Origin of the sequence: Deinococcus alpinitundrae (assembly GCF_009982895.1) — a bacterium.
GTDB lineage: Bacteria > Deinococcota > Deinococci > Deinococcales > Deinococcaceae > Deinococcus > Deinococcus alpinitundrae.
Window position 1 is genome coordinate 59,299 of sequence record NZ_WXZL01000010.1, and the last position, 21,057, is coordinate 80,355.

A 21,057-nucleotide genomic window follows, 5' to 3' on the forward strand; every position below is an offset into this window, starting at 1 on the left:
CCGAAACGGCAGCACTCCATGCGTGCGCCCTGTACTCTGCCTATCAAGCTCTGACAGGGCACTTAAGGGCAATAGTCGAGAGCGTGTTAATTACTTCACGTTTTTGCTTTCTCTGTCTGGCACGCGATATTTCTCTTTTTTGCCCGTTTCGCGCTTGGCCCGGTCGCCAGCGCATGCCTGTTTATTTTCCAAAATTAAAGGCCGCTTCAGGTCAGGGAACACTGGAGAGTGTGCTGGTTCTGGAGCGACCTTCACAGGTCATACGGTTTCCGTCCAGTCGGGTCGGCAGTGATTGCAGAAGGGATTGACCAGGGTTCTTATCACAGGACGCCAGGCCAAGTCGACAAGTGAAGTCGAAAGGCCAAATCAAAACCCCCGGCGTCTACCGGGGGCATTGCAAGTGGGGAGTCCGCACTCAGTCGGCAGCCTGCTCCACCTCCGGAGCATAAACCTCGATGATGCCCGCCGCGCCCATGCCGCCGCCGATGCACATGGTGATCAGCGCCTTGCCGCCGCCGCGCCGCCGCAGTTCGTGAATGGCGGTGGTGGTCAGCTTGGCTCCCGAGCAGCCCAGCGGGTGGCCCAGCGCAATGGCCCCGCCGTTGACGTTAGTGATCTCCTCGTCCATACCCAGCGTGCGGATGACGGCCAGACTCTGCGCCGCAAACGCCTCGTTGAGCTCGATCAGGTCCATGTCGGCCAGGGTCAGCCCGTTTTGCCTCAGCACTTTCGGCACGGCCTCCACCGGCCCGATGCCCATGACCTCCGGCCCCACGCCCGCCACCGTAAAGCCGATGAACTTGGCGAGCGGCCTGAGGCCCAGCTCGTCGGCCTTCTGGCGGCTCATCAGCAGCAGCGCCGAAGCTCCGTCCGAGAAGGGTGAGGCGTTGCCTGCCGTTACCGAACCGCCCATCTTGAAGGCGGGCTTGAGCTTGGCGAGGCCTTCGGGGGTGGTGTCGCGGCGAATCAGCTCGTCGTCTTTGTACACCACCGTTTCGGAAGTGATTTTGGTGCCCTTCATCTTGTCGACGCGCACCGGCACCGGCACGATCTCGTCCCTGAACTTGCCCGCGTCCTGGGCGGCGGCAGCCCGGGCGTGGCTGCGCGCGGCGAAGGCGTCCTGATCGGCCTTGCTCACATCGTATTTGGCAGCCACGTTCTCGGCGGTCAGGCCCATGTTGATGTAGGCTTCCGGGCGCTTGTCGACGAGTGACAGGTTGGGGCTGGGGTTGTGGCCGCTCATCGGCACCATGCTCATGCTCTCCACGCCGCCCGCCAGCACGACGTCGAAATGTCCGGCCTGAATCGCCGCCGCCGCCATCGCCACGGTTTGCAGGCCCGACGAGCAGAAGCGGTTGACGGTAACGCCGCCCACCGAGTCGGGGAATCCAGCTTGCAACGCGGCCAGGCGGGCGATGTTGAGGCCCTGCTCGGCCTCGGGAATGGCGCAGCCGAAGATCACGTCCTCGACGATGGCCGGGTCGACGCCGACGCGCGATAAAGCTTCTTTCATGACCAGGGCGGCCAGATCGTCGGGGCGGGTGTTGGCGAGCGTGCCTTTGACGCCGCGCCCAACAGCGGTGCGGACGGCGGAGACGATCACGGCTTCACGCGCAGGATCAGGGGGATTAGACATTGGAATTCTCCTTGTGGGCAGGGGTCGGAACTTCGGGTTGATTCGGCTCGGCACTTCCCAGCATGCGGCCCAGGTACTGGCGCAGGTGGCGCTCGTAGGCTTCGATGTCCATGTTCCAGTTGCGCAGATGCTGGCCGCCCTCGACCCGCACATACTCGATCAGGTCGGGCCGGGCCTCGAACAGCCGGTCGAGCTGCACGACCGGCACGGTGTTGTCGTCGCTGCCGTGAAAGATCAGCATGTGCAGGTCATAGACGTGGGCGTGCTGGAAATGGTCCACCGCGTCGAAATCCTGGCCGCTCTTGAGGGTGGTCAGCCGGGCGACGATGGGCGCGAGGAACACCGGCAGATGAAAGCGCACGGCGTGGTGCTTGATCAGTTCGCGCCATTCCAGCGCGGGTGAATCCAGAATGACGCCGTTGATGTGCCGCGCCAGCTTGCTGCGGCGCATGAAGGCCAGCGTGATGCTGCCGCCCATGCTCAGGCCCATCAGCACGATCCGTTTGGCTCCGTGCTCACGGGCGTACTTGACGGCCACTTCTAGGTCTTCCCACTCGTCGGCGCTGAGACGGTAGACACCCTGCGGGGTGCGGCCCGCGCCGTGGGCGTTGCGGTAGGTGACGACCAGGCTGCTCAGGCCATAGGCGTGGTAAGCGGGCAGGTAGCGCAGTGCGTCCTGCCGCAGGCCCTGGTAGCCGTGCATGATGATGACCCAGTCCTCGGCGGGGTTGGCGCTCGGCACGCCGTCCTGGCCCGGCACGAACCAGGCGGGCAGCGGGCCGTGTTCGCCGTCCAGCACCAGATTGTCATAGATCAGGCCGCGTGCTTTCGGCGTGCCCAGACCCATCGAACTGGGCCGCACCGTCAAACCGGGGTGCAGGTACAGCCCGCCGCGCAGCAGGGGCCGCGTGACCCAGTCGGAGCCGCCCTCCGCCACTGGCCCCAGCAACGAGCCGCCGTCCTCGTCGTCCCAGTCGAGTGTGATCACGCCGGGCCGGGCGGTGATGAGGTTGCGGGTCAGGCGAATCAGCGTCTCGCTGCCTTCGCGCGACACGGCCAGCACGCGGGTTCTGGGAATGGGCCGCCGGACCGGTTTGGCCTTGACCAGTTCGTCGGCAAAGTACCAGCCGGTGCCGAGCGTGGCTGCCGCGCCGAGGCCCACGCCGAGCAGCACGCGGGCGAAAATGGGAAAGGAAGATCTGGAAGTGGGGGTCATGGGGAAGTATCTCCAATGGGGGCAGAGGTGTAAACGGACGCCACCTCAGTTGCGCAAAGGCTTCCCGGTCTTGAGCATGTGCGTGATTCGGTCCTGCGTGCCCTTCTTCCCGGCCAGCGTCAGGAAGGCCTCGCGCTCCAGATCGAGGAGCTGTTGCTCAGTCACGCGGGCCTGGCGGTTGTTGGTCGCGCCGCCCGCCAGGATGTTGGCGAGTTGCAGCGACACCTCGCGGTCGTACTTGCTGGCGTAGCCGCCCTCCACCAGCCCGTAGAGCGCACTCTTGATCGCGCCGATGGCCGCCTCGCCCATCACCGGGATGTCGGTTCGCATGGTGGGCTGCATATAATCGGGGGCAAGTTCCAGCACCTTGCGCTTGGCCTCCGAGAGCAGGTTGTCGCGATTCATCACGGTCTCGTCGCTGGGCCGCAGAAAGCCGAGCTTGCGGGCGTCCTGGGCGCTGGTGCTGACCTTGGCGGTGCCGATCAGCTCGAAGGCGCGCTGCACGGCGGGGAGTAAGGGCTGGCCGGGCAGGGTCTGGTCGGTAAATCTCAGCAGCATTTCCTTGGTGCCGCCGCCGCCAGGAATCAGGCCCACGCCGACCTCGACCAAACCCATATAGGTTTCGGCGATGGCGGTCACGGCGTCGGCGTGCAGGGCCATCTCGGTGCCGCCCCCCAGCGTCAGGCTGAACGGGGCCACCACCACCGGGTGCGGCGAGAATCTGAGGCTGGTGGTCGCCTGCTGAAACAGCTTGATGGCCGCGTCCAGCTCGTCCCACTCCTCGTCCTGCGCCTGCGAGAGAATCAGCGGTAAGTTCGCACCCGCGCTGAAGTGCTCGCCCTGGTTGCCAACCACCAGTCCGGCGTAACCGAGTTCCTGCACCGTCTTGTGCGCCGTGCCGATCATCCGGATGGCGTCCTCGCCCAGGGCGTTCATCTTGCTGTGAAATTCCAGCAGCAGCACGCCGTCGCCCAAGTCAACCAGGCTCGCGCCACCGGACTTCTTGACCACCTTGCTGGCGTCTTTCTTGAGGTCGCTCAGGATCAGGTACGGAGGCTGATACGGCTGCAGCTGGCCCCCAGCGTCCACGATCTGCTCGCCGTTGTAGAAGCTGGCCTGGCCGTCGTCCTTCATCTTCTGAAGCAGCGGCGGCAGGGTGCGGCCCTCTTGTTCCAGGTTGCCGATCACCGTCTGCACGCCCAGCGCGTCCATCGTCTCGAACGGCCCCTGCTCCCAGCCGAAGCCCCACTTGAGAGCGTTGTCGATGTCCTGCAATTTGCCCGACACGGTTCCGGCCATCTTAGCGGCGTACCAGAAGCCGTCGTTCATGACGCCGCGCATGAAGTCGCCCTCTTTGCCCTCAGCCTCGTACAGGCCCTTGACGCGATCATTCAGCGACCTAGCCTTCAGCGCGTCGAGCACCGCGACTTTGGCGGGCGGCTGGTCCTCGTAGTCTAGGGTCTCCAGATTCAGCGTCAGAATCTTGGTCTTGCCGCGCTCATCCCTGGTTTTCTTGTAAAAGCCGCTGTCGGTCTTGTCGCCGAGCCATTTTTTCTCTTCCACCAGTTTCTTGAAGGTGTCGGTCAGGGTGAAGTCCTCGTCCGGCCCCGTCACCGCGCCGATGTCGTTGGCGACGTGATAGATGATGTCCAGGCCCGACAGATCGGCGGTGCGGAAGGTGGCGCTCTTGGGGCGGCCAATCGCTGGGCCGGTCAGCAAGTCCACTACCGCCGGAGTCAGGCCCGTTTCCTCCATGCGCTTCATGGCCCGCACCATGCCGTACACGCCGATGCGGTTGCCGACAAAGCCCGGCACGTCGTTGGCAACGACCACGCCCTTGCCCAGCGTGTGATCGGCGAAGGCACTGAAAGCGCTGAGCACCTCGGGGCTGGTTTCGTTCGTCGGAATGACTTCCAGCAGGTGCAGGTACCGGGGCGGATTGAAGAAGTGCGCCCCCACGAAGCGACTCTTGAAGTCCTCTGAGCGGCCTTCCACCTGAAGGTGCATCGGGATGCCGCTGGAGTTGCTGGAGATGATGGCCGTCTTCTTGGCGATCTTTTCCACCTTGGCCCAGAGGTCGCGCTTGGCATCGAGCTTCTCGATGATCGCCTCGATGATCCAGTCGGCGTCCCTCAGCTTGGCGAGGTCATCTTCCAGGTTGCCCACCGTGATCAGCTTGGCGTTTTCCTGGGCCATGAAAGCGGCGGGGCTGGCCTTCAGCGCGCGCTCGATACCCGCTTTTGCCAGAAAATTGCGATCGGGCTTATCGGGCAGCACGATGTCGAGCAGGATGACCGGAATGCCTGCGTTGGTCAGTTGGGCGGCAATCGCCGCGCCCATCACGCCCGCGCCGATGACGGCGGCCTTCTGAATGGGAGAGGGCTGGGGCATCGAAGTCTGCTTGGGCTGCGTTCGGGGAGACTCTACTGCGGTCACGGGAAACCTCCTGAGTGAGAAACGGGACGGATAAATAATTTTAGACTCAGTTCAAAGTTTAGGGCGGCGCGGGGCGTTTGTCCAGCCAGTTCGGCACTATCTCCGCCCGGTCCAGACACCAGATCACGGCCCTGTCACACCTATGCTGGCATGCTGGGATGACAGCAGCTTGCTGACTTGGTCAAAGGAGACTGATGAACAGACTGACGCGGCTTCTCCCGGTGCTCGCCCTCGGTTGGTGGAGCACGGCCCAGGCGGCCACCACGTATACCCTCACCCTCAATGGTCAGCCTATCAGCGGCGCGGTGATCAACCAGGGCGGCAGGCTGTACTTCAGCGCCGAGGTGCTGAAAGCCGCCGGACTCACGGTGGTCGTCAAGGGAAACACGGTCATGCTGACCCAGCAAGCGGTGGGCGGCGCTGATCCCCTGACCGCCGTGAGCGGGTGCCTGAATCAGCCGCTCTTCAACGGCATCTGGCGCTTCAAGGTGCTGAGCGTGGCGGGCGACGCCACTGCTTGGCATCTCAAGGTGGAGGTCCGCAACGGTGCGGCGCAGACCGGCCTCAGCATGATCGGCACCGGGTTGCCGTTCGACAAGAATTTCAATCTGCAACTGACGGGCGGCGCGGTGCTGGCGGCCAACAGCGGCGCACCCGAACTGCGCGACCGGCCCTTCTTGCAGGCTGAGGCGTTCACGGCCACGCTCGATTTCGACAAAAACGGCGCAGCGGGCCAACCGGTCAAATTGGTGGTACCGCTCGACCCCACCGGAACGCTCAACACTGGGCTGAACTACAGTATCAAGGACCCGAGCTTCCGGGTGGACCTGACCTGCCGCAAGTGAAGGCGGGCGGGCCAGAGGCCGCTGCGGCATACTACGGGGCCATGCCGTCTTCCCTGCCCACCGTCTGGTTTACCAAGAACATCAACCCCACCCTCCACCGTATCCGGCAGGTGGCGCAGTCGGGGCGCTACCGGGTCGTCGCCAGCCATACCTCCACCGATGCCAGTTACCTCGGCGCGGCGGATCTGGGCTTGACCGAGCCGACGCCCATCGCGGAGGAGGCTTACCTCGACTATGTGCTGGAAACGTTGCGGCAAAAGAACGTGCAGGCCCTCGTCGGCGGGCGCTTCGCGGCGCTGCTGGCCCGCCACCGCGCCGAACTGGAGAATCTGGGCTGCCGTCTGATCGTGCCCAGCGCCGAGCCGGACAGTTACGAGCTGTGCGAGGACAAGGCCCGCTTCTACGGGATATTCTCCGGGCGCATTCCCATGCCCGAGACGCGGGCCGTGCGCGACTGGGACGCGCTGGAGGGTGCCGCTCGCGACCTGGAGGCCCGGCACGGCTCGGCCTGCCTCAAGCCCGCGCGCGGCATCTTCGGCATCGGCTTCCGGATCTTGACGCCGGGCGGCGACCTCAAGCACTTCCTGAGCGGCAACACCACCCGCATGAGTTACGCCGCCGCCGAACTGCTGTTCAGGGATCAGGCGCTGCCGAACATGCTGGTGATGGAAACCCTGCCCGGCTCCGAGTACAGCATCGACGCCCTGGCACGCGGCGGCGAGCTGCTCACCGGCGTGATCCGGAAGAAGGTGGGCGGGCTGGGCAACGTGCAGGTGGCCGTGGACCTGCCGCAGCTGCGCGAGTGGACCGCCCTGCTGGCCCGCGAACTGAAGATGGACGGCCTCTTCAACGCCCAGTTCAAGGAGGACGCGGCGGGCGTGCCCCGACTCCTGGAAGTCAACGCCCGTGCCAGCGGCGGTTTGCCGATCAGCGCGGCGCTCAGCGGACTGCCGCTGGGCCTGCTGGAAGTCGATTCGCATTTCGGCGCGCCCCTGGGCGACCTGAGTTACGCGCCGGGCCGCCGCGTCACCGACACCCAGGAGGTCGTCGAGCTGCCAGTTGGGTTAAACTGATATTCAAGGCACAATTGGGCCAGCGCATCATTTGGACGGTGACCCCTGGCCTATAGAGAGGAGAAGCGCATGGAAAAACGCCGTGAGAACCTCAAGCAACTCGACACCGCCGCGGGCCGGGGCGTCACCTTCACGACCTACCAGAGTCCGGTGCAGCCGCACGATCTCTACGAGGCTCAGCACTTCTATGCCGCCGACCGCATGGGCATGCGCCCCAACGTGCTGGAGATCAAGCTCGACGGCGGCGGCGCGCTGCTGCAACCCGGGGCCTTTCAGTTCAGCCGGGGCAACGTCAAGATGCAGTCGATCAGCGGCATGCGCAGCAACCTGGGCGGCAACCAGAACAACCAGAGCGGCGGCGGGCTGGGCGGCCTGCTCGGCGGCGTGGCGCGCATGGCGGCGGGGCGGGCCATGGGCGAGTCGTCGGCGCGCAATCTGTTTCAGGGCAACGGCGTGGTCTGGACCGAACCCACCTACAAGCACCTGATCATCGGCGAGAAAGACACCCCCAACGACAACTACATCATCGACGACGGGGCTTTTTACTCGTGCGAGACGACCATGGACATGTCGCCCCGGCTGATGCTCGACGCCCGCGCTTTCGGCGGCAGCGGCCTGGTGTCGCCGGAACTCAAGGGCACCGGGTTTTTCGTGCTGGAAAGCCCAGTGCCGTTCGAGGAAATCGAGATCCACACCCTCAGTAACGACGAGATGCGGGTCGACGGGGACTTGATCTTGCTGTTTTCCAGCAGCCTGAATTTCAATATCGAGAAGTTCGACCGCGGCTGGTTCAGCACCTACCGGAGCGGCGAGGGCATGATCTACAGCCTGACCGGCAGCGGCGTGGTGTGGCTGACCCCCACCGCCCAGGCCGCCCGCAAACAGGTGGCGATTCCGGTGGGTGACAGCAGCAGCGGTTTGAAGCCCTGAGGCGGGCGGCGCAGCCTATTTCGCCCCCACACCCGTCACCAGCGCCTCACGGATGCCGCGCGCGATGCCCAGCGCCACCCGCTCCAGATAGTTGTTGTCGAGCAGGTTGCTGCCGTCGACGGGGTGGCCAACGAAGCCGATCTCGACCAGGGCAGCGGGCACCTTCGAGCCGCGCAGCACCGCCAGCGAACGGCTGCTCTTGAGGCCTTGGTTGAAGGCCCCGGTCGTCTGGATAACATTGTTTTGCAACAGCGTGGCAAACGCCGAACTGGCGGCGTTGTTGTTGTTCCACCAGGTCTCGATGCCGTAGCCCCTCAGCACATTGACCGGTTCCATGCTGTTGGCGTGAATGCTGAGAAAGAGCTGCGCGCCGCTCCAGCCGAGCGCAGCGCGGGCGTTGAGGTCGGCGTTCTTGTTGGGCAGCAGTTCGCGGTCGGTGTCGCGGCTCATGATCACGGTGACGCCTGCCGACTGCAGGTACTGGCGCACCCGCAAGGCCACGTCCAGCACCACCGCTTTCTCGGTGACGCTGCCCACCGCGCCGGGGTCGCGCCCGCCGTGGCCGGGGTCGATGACCACGCTGGGAGCTACCAGCGCCGCGCCGCTGAAGGTGAGCGCGCCGGAACGCACCGGCGGCACGGCGGCCAGCACCCGCTCGGCGGGCAGCAGGGACGTGGTGTTGGCGATGGCGGGTGAGAGGTCGATCGCCAGGCGTGAGCGGTCCGAGCCGCTGGCGGGCGGCAAGAAGACGCTGCGCCAGCCGCTGTGAAGGCCCAGCGGCGAGGCCGTCATCAAAAAGACATTGCTGCGCGTCCCCGCCGCGCCGTAGCGCCAGCCGCGCAGCTCACTGCTGACTGCGCCGCTTGACCCTGCCCCGCTGACCTGGGCATCGACGCCCACACCCACCAGATCGATGCTCAGGCCCAGCGCGCCAGGGGTAATGACGAAGCTGGTGCCGGGCGGCAGATCAAGGACCACCCGCGTCACGCCAGGATTCTTGCCAATACGCGGCGCGGCCAGCAGCGCGCCGGACAGCGCGACTCCGCTGGCCTGTCCGCGCAGCACGTTGGGATCGCTGTCGTTCGCGCCTGGCAGCCCTGCGGCAGGCGCGGGCAGCGGGCCACTGGCGTTGCCCGGCGCGTCGCCCGGCGGAAGCTGGCTGGCCCCCGAACCGGTGGCCGGGCTGCCGGTGTTCAGCCCCGGCGCGGGGTCAGCTAGGCCAAGCGGGCCGCTCACAGTGGGCGAGGAGACCGAGGGCCGGGCGCTGCGGCTGAGACTCACACCCGTGCCGCCGTCCAGGCCGGGTGCGGTGAGGGTGATGGGGCTGACGGGCGCAGAGGCCGGGGGCGTGGGAACCGGGGTAACGACCTGATCGCCGCGCACCTCACCGCGCACACTGCTCAGCGCGCCGCCGCTGATGGCCGGGCCGAATTCCAGAATCAGCACCCGCCCGCCCGAGGCAATGGCTGTCTCACTGGCCCGCCAGCCGCTGCGAAGGCCCAGCGCGAAAGGCGTGGCCAGACTGAGCTGCGCGCCGCCGGGCGAGGTCGCCACCCGGTACTCGCCCACACTCGCGCCGAGCTGGGCCGTGATGCTGGGAGCCGCCCTCAGCCCCCGGAAGTCGAGCCGCAACCCGCTGAAGCCCGGTATCAGGGTATAGCTGACCCCAGTCGGCAGATCGTAGACCACTTTGGTCTGGCTGCCCTCACTGTAGACGCGCGGCGTGCTGAGGCTGGGCAGTGTGCTGGCCGTGGTCTGGGTGCTGCTCGGCGCGGCGGGCGGGGGCTGGGTCAACACCGATTGGCCCACGCCAGCTGGGATGGGTGCGGCAGGCAGCAGCGAGAGCCCTGGCAGACTCTGGGCCGGTGCGCCGCGCACGAACGGATCACCGAGCGTGACACCCTGAGCGGCGGCGCGAGGACTGAGCGCCGCCCCGAGCAGCAGGCCCGCAGATGAAAGGATCTTCAAGGCAAGATGCATGTCTGACATTCACTTTAGGGGGCAGGGAGTGAGAAAGGCTCAGGGGAATCTCACGCGGGAGGCAGCCGAGTGTGTCGGGCGCGGCAATCGAGCCTGCGCTGCGTCCGGCGCTCTACCCTGAAGCCATGCCCCCGCACCCCACCGAGCACCCCAACTGGCCACGCCTGATTCCCGACGCTGAGCAGCCCTGGCAGACCCTCGAACAAGTTGAGCTGAGCGGCCCGCCACGCCGTCTGGTGCGCGACACCGTGCGCCTGCACGGCGGCCAGCAGGGCGAGTATGTCTACCGCCCACGCGGCCCGCGCGCCGTGTTCGTGCTGCCGATCACGCCGGCAGGCGAGGCGGTCATGATCCGCGAGTACCGCTACCCGCTGCGGGCCTTCATCACCGAGATGGTGGCAGGCGGCGTTGAGGAGGCCGAGAACCTGGGCAACGCCGCCGCACGCGAACTACTGGAGGAAGTGGGCGGGGTGGCCGCCGAGTGGCTGGCCCTGCCGGGCTTTTATCCGCAACCGAGCATCAGTGGGGTGGTCTTTTATCCGTTCTTGGCCTTCGGGGTGGCGTTGCAGGCGGCCCATAACGAGGAAAGCGAACTGATCGAGCGTCTCGTGCTGCCGCTGCCAGACGTCTACCGGCAGCTGGAGGCGGGCGAGATTCTCGACGGCCCCAGCAGCCTGGTGCTGTTTCATGCCCGGCGTGAATTGGAGGCGCGCGGCCTGCTGTGAGCACCAGTTCGCCTGATCTGGCGCCGTTCGTGACCCTAGCCGCACCGCACCGCAGTGACGCCGTCATCGAGGGCAGCGAGTTTCTGGCCTTCGCCGCGCGCGCCGACACGCCGGAAGAAGCGCTGGCCCAGCTCGCGGCCCTCAAGGAGCGCTATCCCGACGCCACCCACCACTGCTGGGCCTACCAGATCGGCCCCCTCTACCGCTTTTCCGACGACGGCGAACCCGGCGGCACGGCGGGCACCCCGATGCTGCGGGCCATTCAGGGCCAGCACCTCGACCACGTGATGGTGGTGATCGTGCGCTACTACGGCGGCGTCAAGCTCGGCACCGGGGGGCTGGCGCGGGCCTACGGCGGCGGCTGCGCCGAGTGCCTGCGCACCGCGCTCTGGCTGGAAGTGCGCCCACGTGTGCCCAGGCGCGTCACCGTGCCTTACGATCAGGTCAGCGCCCTCTACCATCTGCTCGGCCAGTTTTCTGTGGAGCGCGGCGAAGAGGAGTACAGCGGCGCGGGTTTGGCGCTGGTGGTGCAGCTCTATCCTGAGGACGTGGGGGGCTTCGGCGCTGCGCTGCGCGACGCCACGCGGGGCAGCGGCAGCCTTGAAGAGCTCTAGAACAGGGAGCTAGAGGACCTGCGCCGCCCGCGCCCACCAGCCGGGAAACCGGGCCTGCAAGGTGGCCGCTGCTCCCCGCGCCTGCGTCTCAGTTTCGGCCAGGCCGAACACCGTGCTGCCGGAACCGCTCATCAGCGGACTGTGCAGACCGACTTCAGCCACGACCTTCAGCGCTATGGCAATCTGCGGATGGTGGGCCACCACTCCGGCTTGCAGAGCGTTGAAGTGCGGCACCAGCTGGCCGGAAGCCAGGGCCGAGAGCAGGGCTGGAATATCCAGCGGCGGGGTGTAGCTTCGGCGCTCGTCGAGCCAGGCGTAGGCGTCGCGGGCGCTGACGGCCACCCCCGGGTTGAGCAGCACCAGCCAGATCGGCGGCACGTCCAGTGGAGTCAGACGCTCGCCGATGCCCTCGACTTTCGCCGCGCCACCGATCAAGAAAAACGGCACGTCCGCGCCGAGCGCACGCGCGAGTTCCGGCAACTTCACCGGCGACGGGTACAGTTCCGAGAGGGCCAGCAAGGTACTCGCCGCGTCGCTGCTGCCGCCGCCCAAACCGCTGGCTAGCGGCAGCTGCTTGTGCAGGGTGATACAAACGCCGCCTGGCGCGTTCGCCGCCGCCAGATAGCGCTCGGCGGCGCGGTACACCAGATTGCCCCCATCGGTGGGCAGCTCGGCCCCCACCACCTTCAGGTTCAGATCGGCGGCAGGTTCGAACATCAGTTCGTCGCCCACTGACAGCGGCAACATCAGGGTGGAGAGATCGTGGTACCCGTCGGGGCGCAGCCCCAGTACCGAGAGGCCCAGGTTGATCTTGGCGGGCGCGAAGCGGTGCAGGCGCTCAGGAGGCATCTTCAGCGTCCCAGAGGTGCGCCAGCGCCCGCGCCAGAATCAGGTCGCCGGGCGTAGTCACCTTGAACAGCCTCGCGTCGCCGGGCACCAGTGCCACCGGCAACCCCAGCCGCGCCACCAGCCCGGCGTCGTCGGTGGCCTGAATACCGTCTCTCTCGGCTTCCAGGTGGGCCGCCAGCAGCAACTCGCGCCGGAAACCCTGCGGCGTCTGCACCGCCCACAGCCCCTCGCGCAGTGTCAGTTCACCCCACAGGGGCGGCGACGCCTGGGACTGCCCGCGCACCAAAGTGTCGGCCACCGACAGGGCGGCGGTGGCGGCCCCGGTTTCGGCGGCGGCCCTTCGCACCCCGGCGATCACCTCGGGCGGCAAAAAGGGCCGGGCCGCGTCGTGAATCAGCACCACCTCGGCGTCGGTGACGCGCAGCAGGGCCAGCACCGACGCCTGCCGGGTCGCGCCGCCCGTGATGGCCCTGGCGCGGATGTTTTCCGGCAAAGCGTACCCTTGCGGCAGCGCCACCACCACTTCGTCCACGTGCGGGGCGAGGGCGGTCACACTGCGGGCCAGCAAGGTGAGTCCATTCAGATCCAGAAAAGCTTTCGGTCCCTGCCCCAGCCGGGTGCCGAGTCCGGCGGCGGGAATCAGCGCGGCCGTTTTTGCTGGGCCGCTCAAACCTCGCCCCAGCGCTGGAAGCCGCCCGCCTCCAGCCCGAACTGATCGAGCACCCGCGCCGTCACGAAGTGCAGCAACTCGTCCACCGTCTTGGGCGCGTGGTAAAAGCCGGGACTGGCGCTCATCAGAGTGGCCCCGGCGTCATGGGCCAGCAGCATATTTTGCAGCATCGGGCGCGGCAGCGGGTCCTCGCGGGTCACCAGCACCAGGCGGCGGCGCTCCTTGAGGGTCACGTGAGCGGCGCGCGCCAGCAGATTGTCGGCAAAGCCGTGGGCGATCTTGGCGAGCGTTCCGGCGCTGCACGGCACCACCAGCATGCCCGCCGTGCGGTATGAGCCGCTGGCGATACTGGCCCCCAGGTCGCGGTCGTCGTGGACGGTGTGCGCCAAGTCGGTCAGGTCGCTGAGTTGCGGCCCACCTTCCAGACTCATGACCCGCTTGGCCCCGCTCGACACCACCAGATGGGTTTCGGTGCCGAGACTGTGCAGCGCGCGCAGCACCGCCAGCGCGTAGGGAATGCCGCTGCCGCCCGAAACCCCCACCACCAGCCGCCGGGGAGCGTGGCCGCTCACTTCACTTGTCAAATTTGCCGTATCCTGCCGCCGAGCGCCGCTGGGCACCGCGCGCGTAGTCGAGCTGCATCTCCACGTCCTGGTGTTTGCCCTCGCTGAAGGTCGTCTCGTGAATCCAGTAGTTGAGCTTGTCGTCGCCGAGCTGCACCCAGTACTTGTTGGCGTCATCCGCGTCGCGCCAGAAGGTGACTTGCGCGAAGCCGTTGTTCTCGGCCCACTGCTGAACATCGTCAAGCACTCGCGCCGCCTTGGGCTGCGTCATCTGGAATGGGCTGCCGTCGGCCTCGTTACGAAACAAGATCTCTGTCATGCTCCCAGGGTAGCGCCCTTCTCATGAAGTTGGGCCTGGGCAGCTTACATCTTGTCTTGACGCACCCCTTCTGCCCTGACGCAGCGGGCCTGGGTCCGGGCGGGCAGGCGAGCGGCTATCCTGCGGGCGTGTCTTCTGCCCCGTCTCTGCGTGTCACCACTCTAAATGTCAACGGCCTTCGCAGCGCCCTCAAAAAAGGCCTGCCCGGCTGGCTGGAGCGTCACGCCCCCGACGTGGTCCTGCTTCAGGAAGTGCGCGCTGACCCGATGCCGGAAGTATTCGCTGCGCTGGGCTACGACTCATGCTGGCATCCGGCCCAGAAAGCCGGGTACAGCGGTGTGGCGCTGCTCAGTCGGCGCGGCCTCGCGGACGTGCAGGTGGGCATGAACGACCCCGAGGTAGACGCCGAGGGCCGGGTGCTCTCGGCGCTGGTGGCAGGCGTGCGCTTTGCCAGCGTCTATTTGCCTAGCGGCGCGAGCGCCGAGCACCGCCAGGTGTTCAAGGAGCGGGTGCTGCCGGACTTTGCCCGCTGGACCCAGGGCCACCTGCCGCAACCCGGCGAACCCAGGCCGCCCTTGATCGTCGGCGGCGATTTCAACGTGGCCCACACCGAACTCGACCTCAAAAACTGGCGCAGTAACCGGAACAAGCCGGGGTTCTTGCCGCAGGAGCGCGAGTGGTTCGGACAGTATCTGGCGCTGGGCCTGCGTGACAGCCACCGCGATCACCTCGGCGAGCGGCGCGAGTACACCTGGTGGAGCAGCCGCGCCAACGCTTATGCCAAGGACGTGGGCTGGCGCATCGACTACCTGCTCTCGGCGGGGTTGCCGCTGCGTGAGGTCTGGGTGGAGCGCACAGAGCGCTTCTCCGACCATGCGCCGCTGAGCGCCGTGGTGAGCGGGTGAGCCGCCCGTGACCCTACCCATCTTCGAGATCCTGCCGGAAGTCAAAGCGGCGCTGGCCGCGCATCCGCTGGCCGTATTGCAGGCTCCGCCCGGCGCGGGCAAGAGCACCGGGCTGCCGCTGGAACTGCTGAGTGAGCCGTGGCTCGCGGGTCAACGCATCCTGCTGCTGCAACCCCGGCGGGTGGCGGCGCGGGCGGTGGCGGCACGCCTGGCGGCCACCCTGGGCGAGAAAGTCGGCGAGACGGTGGGCCTTCGGGTGCGCTTCGAGACCCTCATTTCGGCCCGCACCCGATTGGAGGTCATCACCGAGGGCGTCCTGACCCGCCGCCTTCAGCACGACCCGGAGCTCTCGGGCGTCGGGCTGATCCTGTTTGACGAGTTTCACGAGCGCAGCCTCAACGCCGACCTGGCACTGGCCCTGGTGCGCGAGGTGCAGGGAGCGCTACGCGATGAGTTGCGGGTGCTGATCATGTCAGCCACCCTCGACCCCGCTTTGCCCGACCGCCTGGGCGCGTCAGCGCCGATCATCGAGAGCCGGGGCCGCCAGTACCCGGTGGAGGTACGCTACCTGGCCGCCGATCCACCTGACCCCGCCTTGGCGGTGGCGGGCGCGGTGACGCGGGCGCTGGAGGCAGACCCCGGCGACGTGCTGGCCTTCCTGCCGGGCGTGGCCGAAATTCGCCGGACGCTGGCCACCTTGAGGGAGCGACATCCCGAGCTGGCGGTGCTGCCGCTCTACGGTGATCTGCCCATCGCCGAGCAAAACCGCGCCATCGTGCCGGACCCGGCGCGGCGCAAGGTGATACTGGCGACCAGCATCGCCGAGACCAGCCTGACCATCGACGGCGTGCGGGTGGTCATCGACAGTGGCCTGACGCGCAGCCAGCAGTTCGACCCCGGCACCGGCCTGAGCCGACTCGTCACCGCCCGCGTGACCCAGGACAGCGCCGACCAACGCGCCGGGCGGGCGGGCCGCACTGCACCGGGCGTGGCCTATCGCTTGTGGAGCGAGCGCACCCAGCCGCTCCTCGCCGCCGCCAGAGCACCGGAAATCCTGGGAGCCGACCTCGCGCCGCTGGTACTGGAAGTGGCGGGCTGGGGCGCGGACGTGGCCAGTCTCCCCTGGCTCGACGCCCCACCACCGATGCGCGTGCAGACGGCCCAGACGCTGCTGACCGAGCTGGACGCCTTACAGGAGGGCCGTATCACCCCGCAGGGCCGTGGGCTGCTCGATCTGCCGACCCACCCACGCCTGGCCCACCTGCTGTTGGTGGGTGCGGCGCTGGGCCTCGGCGCACTCGCCGCCGACCTCGCCGCACTGCTGGAGGAACGCGACCCGCTACCGCGCGGGGCCGGGAGCGATCTGACCCGCCGGGTGGCCGCCCTGCGCCAGTACCGGGCAGGCGGAGGTGAGGGCGACCGGGCCGTGCTGGAGCGCGCCGAGCGCCTCAGTCGGCAGTGGCGCGGTTTGCTGCGTGGCCAGCCCGACCACTCGTTTCCCGAGGCCGAGCAGGTGGGGCGGCTGCTGTTTCTGGCGTATCCCGAGCGGGCAGCGCAGCTCCGGCCTGGCAGTTCGGACCGGTATCTGCTGGCGGGCGGGCAGGGCGTGCGGCTGCCGGAGGGCGACGACCTGGCCAGGCAGCCGTACCTGGTCGCTGCCCACCTCGACACGGCGGGGCGCGATCCTGCGAGCGGTGAGGGCCACCTGTACCTGGCCGCGCCACTCGACCCATCCGTGCTGGAGGCCCACTCGACCAGCACCGACACGGTGGCCTGGGACAGCCGCAGCGGTACGCTGACCGCCGCCCGCGAGCGCCGTTATGGCCGCCTGCTGCTCAGTAGCCGACCACTTCAGCAGGTGCCGGAAGCACTGCGGGTTCAGGCCGTGCGCGCCGCCGTGGAAGCTGAGGGACTGGGTTCGCTGGCCTGGACGGACGACGTGCGCCAGTGGCAGGCCCGCGTGCTAAGCCTGCGCGCCTGGAACGGCAGCGACGCCTCGGGCGAGGCCTGGCCCGACCTCTCCGACGCCGCCCTGCTGGCCCGGCTCGACGACTGGCTGACCCCACATCTCGGCAACGTCAGAAAGCGCGAGGACCTGGGCAAGGTCGCGCTGCTGGCCGCGCTGCAACCCCTGCTGGCCTGGCCGCTGCCGCGCCGCCTGGACGAACTCGCACCCCGGCAGGTGGCGGTGCCGAGCGGGCACAGCATTCGGCTGGAGTACCGCCCCAGCGGCGAAGCGCCGATTCTGGCGGTCAAGTTGCAGGAACTCTTCGGCCTGGCCGATACACCCGCCGTCAACGCGGGACGCACCCCGGTGCTGCTGCACCTGCTCTCGCCCGCGCGCCGCCCGGTGCAGATCACCCAGGACCTGCGTTCGTTCTGGCACAGCGGCTACTTCGAGGTGCGCAAGGATCTGCGCGGCCAGTATCCCAAGCATCCCTGGCCCGATGATCCGTGGACGGCGCAGGCCACGCGGGCGACGAAGAAACGGATGTAAGGGAGCGAAGTCAGCGGGGAAAGGTTGGGGGCCGGGAATGCGCTTCGGTTTGCCCCTCCCCAGTGGGGCGAGGAAGCAGGTCGCTGCGCTCGGCAGGGTGTGTGCGCAGCATTTCTCGCAGCTTCTTACGCTAGCTTTTCCGACGGCTGCACCTTAGGTCTATATTCAGGCCGCCCCGTTCAAGACTTTCCCGGCCCGCAGAGTGGAAAGGCGAAGGTTGACTGACATCTTGCAGTTTACGAAAAAGCTGTCTAGCACGGCTTTACGCCTCAAAATGAGGACGTGAAAACAAAGAATACCCGTGCTGGACAGCTTTATTCTGACATTCTTGCGACGTTCACGCGCAAGCAGCACCTGGACAGTGTCCAGGTGCTGCTCTGCCTCTTCCTGGCGGCAATGGGGAAACCACTCCCAGCTTATGCAACGGTCAAGTCGCCTGCGGCCCTGAGCCGCTTTTTGAATCAGTATTCCTGGCGCTTGCCCGCCGTCATTCGCGTCATGCGACAGCATGCACACGCTCAACTGAAAGCGTATCGAAGAAGCTGTGCTGGACGTCCTCCACGACTGGAACTCGTCGTCGATCTCACGTCAATGGCCAAGGAAGGCCGCTTCGAGGGGTTGGGAGACTGGATGCACACCTTGAATTCGGTGCACGGGGTCCACATCGTGCTGCTGTATCTCTGCTGTGGAGAACGCCGCCTCCCGTGGTCGTTTTTGATCTGGCGGGGCAAGGGACAACCATCGCCGACCCAACTGGCCTGAAAGCTCCTGCGCGGACTTCCATTGGAAGTCCGCAACAGCAGCAAGACGATTCATCTTTTGGCGGATGGAGGGTTCAGTAGCAAGGCGTTTATCCAGGGCGTCATCGCGCTGGGATTTGCTGGGTTCATTGGGATGCGTGCAGACCGGAAAACCTCGACCGGACAACATTTGCGCGATATCACCACCCCAGGCCGCAAAATTGAGCTGCACGATCTTCCAGGAGTTCTGCTCTGGCTGAGCTGGGTATGGCTGCCGGCCAAAACAGGCGACAAACAGGAACAGCGATTTATCGTCTCAACCGTGCCACGCACCGCTCAGGTCATCAAACACACTGGGAAACGCCGCTGGAAAATTGAAGCCCTGTTCAAGACTCTCAAAAGTCGTTTTGGGTTCGGAAACTTCGGCCAGCACAGTAAAAAAGGCGTACTGCGGTTCCTCTGTCTGAGTCTCTTCAGTTTCTTGCTCTGCCACTTCGAGTTCCTGGATCGCCCGGATCCGGGCGATCCAGCCTGGCCCAATTGGCGTGATCTGGCCTGCCGATTCAGACAAAAATTTCTCGCTGGCGTGCGCCTTACGGAGCTTTATCTAGAGATTGATCGGGTCAATGCTGTCCAGGACGCACTTCTTCATCACGAATTCTAAACTGCAAGATGTCAGTTGATGGAGGCACAGAACTTGCCTTTCAGTCCTCCCCCACCAGCAATAGCCAGGCGCGGCCCAGTTCGCCCGAAACGTCTGTCGCGGTCAGGCCGTAGCCGTGCTGCTGTCCGGCGAGTTCGCCCGCCTTGCTGTGGAGGCGCACGCCTGCCAGGGCCGCGTCCGGGGCACTCAGCCCCTGGCCGAGCAGCGCCGCCAGGACGCCACTGAGGGTATCGCCCATGCCTGCCGAGGCCATGCCGGGGTGCCCGCCGCGCGCCACGAACAGACCGTCCTCAGTCGCCACCGTGGACGGCCCGCCCTTGAGTACCACCACGCCGCCGAACTTCTCCTGCATCGCCCGCGCCGCGCTGAGGGGGTCGCGGGTGATTTCTGTGGTCTCGGTACCGAGCAGCCGCGCCGCCTCGCCGGGGTGAGGGGTCCAGATGATCTGCGGATGGCCCGCGCCCATCAGCTCGGGTTGCAGGGCGTCGGCGTCCACCACGGTGGGCAGGCCCCAGCCCAGTACCATGAGCGCCACCCCAGTTGCCTGGGGACCGAGGCCCATGCCCACCGCCACGGCGTCAGGTTTCGGCTCGCTCTCCAGATTGCTGAACTCGACCCGGCGCGTCATCAGCTCCGGGGTGATCAGTGGAACGTCGGCCCCGCTGTAGATCGTGACCAGCCCGGCTCCAGTCCGCAATGCGCCGAGTCCGGCCAGCGCAGGCGCGCCCAGCGTGCCGGGGTGCCCGCCCAGCACCCACACCCGGCCCGCCGTGCCCTTGTGGGCGTCGGCAGAGCGCCGGGGCAGCAGCGCGGCGATTTCGGCGTCGGTAGGGCGCAGGGCCACCGCTTCCTGTTCGGTCCACACGGGTGGCAGGCGCAGCCCGGCCACCGTCACCTGTCCGGCGGTGTGCGTGGCGGGACCATAGATCAGTGCGGGCTTGAGGCCGCCGAAGGTCAGCGTGTGGGCCGCCTTGACCACCACCTCCGGCAACTCGGCGCTGGCCGCGTCCAGGCCGGAGGGCAAATCGATGCTCAGCACCGGCAGACCGCTTTCATTGAGCAGCCCGATGAGTTCAGCGAGTTCGGTCCGCAGCGGCGGCGTGAAGCCGGTACCGAGCAGCCCGTCCACCACCACGTCCGCGTTGCCTAAAGCGCGGCGCAGGCTGGACACCGTGAGCGCCTGCGAGGCCGTGCCGAATGCCGAGAGCCGCTTCTTGTTGAGCTTGCTCAGCGGGTGCTTGGGCGGCTGCGCCAGCACGCTGACCTCGCGCCCCAGCGCCAGCAGGTGCCGCGCTGCTACCCAGGCGTCGCCGCCGTTGGCCCCGCTGCCCGAGAGCAGCAGCACCCGGCCCGCCGGGAAGCGGGCTTGCAGGTGGTCGGCCACCGCCCGGCCCGCCGTCTCCATCGCCACATTGAGTAGACCCGCCCTTTCCAGCCGGGCGTCAATGACCTTCACGCCGCCGGGCAGCAGCACGCTCTGGGCCATCAGCGGCCCTTGAGGAAGAAGTAAAACACCAGCACTGCCACCACCAGCCCGATGATTCGCAACGTCGAGGGCTTGAGCCAGGAAGCGGCCCGCTGCCCGGCCGCGCCGCCCAGCCCGCGCGGGGCGTCCTCACGCATGCGCCGAACTGCCAAACGCTGACCCTTGCGGATCGCCTTGACCGAGTCGTTGACCCGGCCCTGCTTGCGCAGCGCCACCCCCAGGTTGTGGTGCGCTCCGGCAAAATCGGGATTGAGCGCGATGGCGCGGCGCTGGGCGGCCTCGGCTTCCTTGAGGTGTCCGGCCTGCAAATCCAGGTTGCCGATGTTGCTGATGGCCCGGTAGTGGCCGGGATCGGCCTCGGCGGCTTCCCCGAACACCTGCCTGGCCTGCTCGTTTTCCTCGTGAATGGCGTGCAACACCCCCACTGCGTTCAGTGCCTCGGCGCGGGTCAGCGCCGTCTCCAGCGCTGGGGCCAGCGCCGCCCTCAGCGCATCCGGTTCCACGTGCCGGGCCGTCTCCGAAGCTTCCAGGCTGCCCAGGGCCGCGTCCAGCGTCGGCAGCTGGATGCTGCGGCGCAGGGCGGCGAGTTGCGGTTCCGGCTCGCCCAGGTCCTCACCGAGCCGGGTCAGGGCGCGGCGGGCCTGCGGATACTTGTGGGCGCGCACATGTTCCTGAAAGTCGTGCAGCGATTCCAGCGCGCCGATCAGCCCACTGGGCATCGGTGTGGGCGACAGGCGGGCGGCGGCCAGGGCGCGGCGGTACTCGCCCGCCGCCACATAGCTGGCCCAGTCGAGATTCAGCCCCTCCAGATGAGGCGGGATCGGTGATGCAGCGTCCGGGGAGGTGAGGTCAGGTGCTGGCCCCGCTTTGCTGAGGCTCACGGCGGCCTTGCTCTCGGTCATGGCCGCA

Annotated in this window: 20 protein-coding genes; 9 read left to right on the forward strand and 11 right to left on the reverse strand. The window is 67.1% G+C overall.

Annotated features, from left to right (window positions below):
- Window positions 1-90 precede the first annotated feature (90 nt).
- The 4 genes from GUI70_RS24995 to GUI70_RS11105 form a co-directional block, all read right to left on the reverse strand.
- Window positions 91-222 (reverse strand): hypothetical protein, encoded by a 132-nt coding sequence (locus tag GUI70_RS24995; RefSeq protein WP_272952870.1) that lies wholly within the window; start codon window positions 220-222, stop codon window positions 91-93.
- 193 nt (window positions 223-415) lie between these two features.
- Entirely contained in the window at window positions 416-1,636 is a 1,221-nt protein-coding gene (locus GUI70_RS11095) for a thiolase family protein (RefSeq protein ID WP_161882381.1), read from the reverse strand.
- Window positions 1,629-2,852 (reverse strand): alpha/beta hydrolase, encoded by a 1,224-nt coding sequence (locus tag GUI70_RS11100; protein ID WP_161882382.1) that lies wholly within the window; start codon window positions 2,850-2,852, stop codon window positions 1,629-1,631. The genes GUI70_RS11095 and GUI70_RS11100 overlap by 8 nt, the downstream gene beginning before the upstream one ends.
- A gap of 45 nt (window positions 2,853-2,897) precedes the next feature.
- The gene (locus GUI70_RS11105) at window positions 2,898-5,243 is read right to left on the reverse strand and encodes a 3-hydroxyacyl-CoA dehydrogenase/enoyl-CoA hydratase family protein (RefSeq protein WP_161882383.1); all 2,346 of its coding nucleotides are present in this window, start codon (window positions 5,241-5,243) and stop codon (window positions 2,898-2,900) included.
- 239 nt (window positions 5,244-5,482) lie between these two features.
- On the opposite strand from GUI70_RS11105, the gene GUI70_RS11110 reads away from it, so the two are divergent.
- From GUI70_RS11110 to GUI70_RS11120, 3 genes are all read left to right on the forward strand, one after another.
- Window positions 5,483-6,133 (forward strand): hypothetical protein, encoded by a 651-nt coding sequence (locus tag GUI70_RS11110; protein WP_161882384.1) that lies wholly within the window; start codon window positions 5,483-5,485, stop codon window positions 6,131-6,133.
- Between the two features lie 41 nt (window positions 6,134-6,174).
- A complete protein-coding gene (locus GUI70_RS11115) occupies window positions 6,175-7,206 on the forward strand; it encodes an ATP-grasp domain-containing protein (RefSeq protein ID WP_161882385.1) in 1,032 nt (343 codons plus the stop codon).
- A 69-nt stretch (window positions 7,207-7,275) separates the two neighbouring features.
- Entirely contained in the window at window positions 7,276-8,136 is an 861-nt protein-coding gene (locus tag GUI70_RS11120) for an AIM24 family protein (RefSeq protein WP_161882386.1), read from the forward strand.
- Between the two features lie 15 nt (window positions 8,137-8,151).
- Here the strand turns inward: GUI70_RS11120 and GUI70_RS11125 are convergent, their stop codons facing one another.
- Complete coding sequence (locus GUI70_RS11125) at window positions 8,152-10,116, reverse strand: N-acetylmuramoyl-L-alanine amidase family protein (RefSeq protein ID WP_161882387.1); 1,965 nt, start codon at window positions 10,114-10,116, stop codon at window positions 8,152-8,154.
- Between the two features lie 125 nt (window positions 10,117-10,241).
- Between GUI70_RS11125 and GUI70_RS11130 the strand changes: the two genes are divergently transcribed.
- Both GUI70_RS11130 and GUI70_RS11135 read left to right on the forward strand, forming a co-directional pair.
- The gene (locus GUI70_RS11130; RefSeq protein WP_161882388.1) at window positions 10,242-10,841 is read left to right on the forward strand and encodes an NUDIX domain-containing protein; all 600 of its coding nucleotides are present in this window, start codon (window positions 10,242-10,244) and stop codon (window positions 10,839-10,841) included.
- Window positions 10,838-11,455 carry an IMPACT family protein gene (locus GUI70_RS11135; RefSeq protein ID WP_202630459.1) on the forward strand — a complete coding sequence of 206 codons (618 nt, stop codon included), beginning with the start codon at window positions 10,838-10,840 and terminating at the stop codon, window positions 11,453-11,455. Before GUI70_RS11130 ends, GUI70_RS11135 begins: the two co-directional genes overlap by 4 nt.
- Before the next feature lie 9 nt (window positions 11,456-11,464).
- Here GUI70_RS11135 and GUI70_RS11140 read toward each other — a convergent pair whose 3' ends face one another.
- From GUI70_RS11140 to GUI70_RS11155, 4 genes are read right to left on the reverse strand one after another with little or no spacing between them, the layout of a single operon-like run.
- Window positions 11,465-12,304 carry a 4-(cytidine 5'-diphospho)-2-C-methyl-D-erythritol kinase gene (locus GUI70_RS11140; protein WP_161882389.1) on the reverse strand — a complete coding sequence of 280 codons (840 nt, stop codon included), beginning with the start codon at window positions 12,302-12,304 and terminating at the stop codon, window positions 11,465-11,467.
- Entirely contained in the window at window positions 12,294-12,974 is a 681-nt protein-coding gene (gene ispD, locus GUI70_RS11145) for a 2-C-methyl-D-erythritol 4-phosphate cytidylyltransferase (RefSeq protein ID WP_237724849.1), read from the reverse strand. The genes GUI70_RS11140 and ispD overlap by 11 nt, the downstream gene beginning before the upstream one ends.
- Window positions 12,971-13,546, reverse strand: a complete 576-nt coding sequence (locus tag GUI70_RS11150; RefSeq protein WP_237724850.1) for a UbiX family flavin prenyltransferase — start codon at window positions 13,544-13,546, stop codon at window positions 12,971-12,973. Before GUI70_RS11150 ends, ispD begins: the two co-directional genes overlap by 4 nt.
- 1 nt (window position 13,547) lies before the next feature.
- The gene (locus GUI70_RS11155; RefSeq protein WP_161882391.1) at window positions 13,548-13,856 is read right to left on the reverse strand and encodes a hypothetical protein; all 309 of its coding nucleotides are present in this window, start codon (window positions 13,854-13,856) and stop codon (window positions 13,548-13,550) included.
- A gap of 128 nt (window positions 13,857-13,984) precedes the next feature.
- Here GUI70_RS11155 and GUI70_RS11160 point away from each other — a divergent pair, with 128 nt between their 5' ends.
- The 4 genes from GUI70_RS11160 to GUI70_RS11175 all read left to right on the forward strand — a co-directional run bounded on the left by GUI70_RS11160 (window position 13,985) and on the right by GUI70_RS11175 (window position 18,662).
- Window positions 13,985-14,761 (forward strand): exodeoxyribonuclease III, encoded by a 777-nt coding sequence (locus tag GUI70_RS11160; RefSeq protein ID WP_237724851.1) that lies wholly within the window; start codon window positions 13,985-13,987, stop codon window positions 14,759-14,761.
- 7 nt (window positions 14,762-14,768) lie between these two features.
- Window positions 14,769-17,258 (forward strand): ATP-dependent helicase HrpB, encoded by a 2,490-nt coding sequence (gene hrpB, locus GUI70_RS11165; RefSeq protein ID WP_161882393.1) that lies wholly within the window; start codon window positions 14,769-14,771, stop codon window positions 17,256-17,258.
- A 282-nt stretch (window positions 17,259-17,540) separates the two neighbouring features.
- Window positions 17,541-18,020, forward strand: a complete 480-nt coding sequence (locus tag GUI70_RS11170; RefSeq protein WP_161882394.1) for a hypothetical protein — start codon at window positions 17,541-17,543, stop codon at window positions 18,018-18,020.
- A gap of 21 nt (window positions 18,021-18,041) precedes the next feature.
- Window positions 18,042-18,662, forward strand: a complete 621-nt coding sequence (locus GUI70_RS11175) for a transposase (protein ID WP_161882395.1) — start codon at window positions 18,042-18,044, stop codon at window positions 18,660-18,662.
- A gap of 40 nt (window positions 18,663-18,702) precedes the next feature.
- On the opposite strand, the gene GUI70_RS11180 is transcribed toward GUI70_RS11175, so the two are convergent.
- Window positions 18,703-20,148: an NAD(P)H-hydrate dehydratase gene (locus GUI70_RS11180; RefSeq protein ID WP_161882396.1), complete on the reverse strand. Its 1,446-nt coding sequence runs from the start codon at window positions 20,146-20,148 to the stop codon at window positions 18,703-18,705.
- Window positions 20,148-21,050 carry a tetratricopeptide repeat protein gene (locus tag GUI70_RS11185; RefSeq protein ID WP_161882397.1) on the reverse strand — a complete coding sequence of 301 codons (903 nt, stop codon included), beginning with the start codon at window positions 21,048-21,050 and terminating at the stop codon, window positions 20,148-20,150. Before GUI70_RS11185 ends, GUI70_RS11180 begins: the two co-directional genes overlap by 1 nt.
- Between the last annotated feature and the right edge of the window lie 7 nt (window positions 21,051-21,057).

What these genes read in the sequence shown, in the direction of transcription:
- GUI70_RS11095 (WP_161882381.1), bottom strand. Translation starts at nt 1,636, where the DNA reads ATGTCTAATCCCCCTGATCCTGCGCGTGAAGCCGTGATCGTCTCCGCC.
- GUI70_RS11125 (WP_161882387.1), bottom strand. Translation starts at nt 10,116, where the DNA reads ATGCATCTTGCCTTGAAGATCCTTTCATCTGCGGGCCTGCTGCTCGGG.
- GUI70_RS11180 (WP_161882396.1), bottom strand. Translation starts at nt 20,148, where the DNA reads ATGGCCCAGAGCGTGCTGCTGCCCGGCGGCGTGAAGGTCATTGACGCC.
- GUI70_RS11100 (WP_161882382.1), bottom strand. Translation starts at nt 2,852, where the DNA reads ATGACCCCCACTTCCAGATCTTCCTTTCCCATTTTCGCCCGCGTGCTG.
- GUI70_RS11140 (WP_161882389.1), bottom strand. Translation starts at nt 12,304, where the DNA reads ATGCCTCCTGAGCGCCTGCACCGCTTCGCGCCCGCCAAGATCAACCTG.
- GUI70_RS11130 (WP_161882388.1), top strand. Translation starts at nt 10,242, where the DNA reads ATGCCCCCGCACCCCACCGAGCACCCCAACTGGCCACGCCTGATTCCC.
- GUI70_RS11120 (WP_161882386.1), top strand. Translation starts at nt 7,276, where the DNA reads ATGGAAAAACGCCGTGAGAACCTCAAGCAACTCGACACCGCCGCGGGC.
- GUI70_RS11155 (WP_161882391.1), bottom strand. Translation starts at nt 13,856, where the DNA reads ATGACAGAGATCTTGTTTCGTAACGAGGCCGACGGCAGCCCATTCCAG.
- GUI70_RS11110 (WP_161882384.1), top strand. Translation starts at nt 5,483, where the DNA reads ATGAACAGACTGACGCGGCTTCTCCCGGTGCTCGCCCTCGGTTGGTGG.
- GUI70_RS11185 (WP_161882397.1), bottom strand. Translation starts at nt 21,050, where the DNA reads ATGACCGAGAGCAAGGCCGCCGTGAGCCTCAGCAAAGCGGGGCCAGCA.
- GUI70_RS11105 (WP_161882383.1), bottom strand. Translation starts at nt 5,243, where the DNA reads ATGCCCCAGCCCTCTCCCATTCAGAAGGCCGCCGTCATCGGCGCGGGC.
- GUI70_RS11115 (WP_161882385.1), top strand. Translation starts at nt 6,175, where the DNA reads ATGCCGTCTTCCCTGCCCACCGTCTGGTTTACCAAGAACATCAACCCC.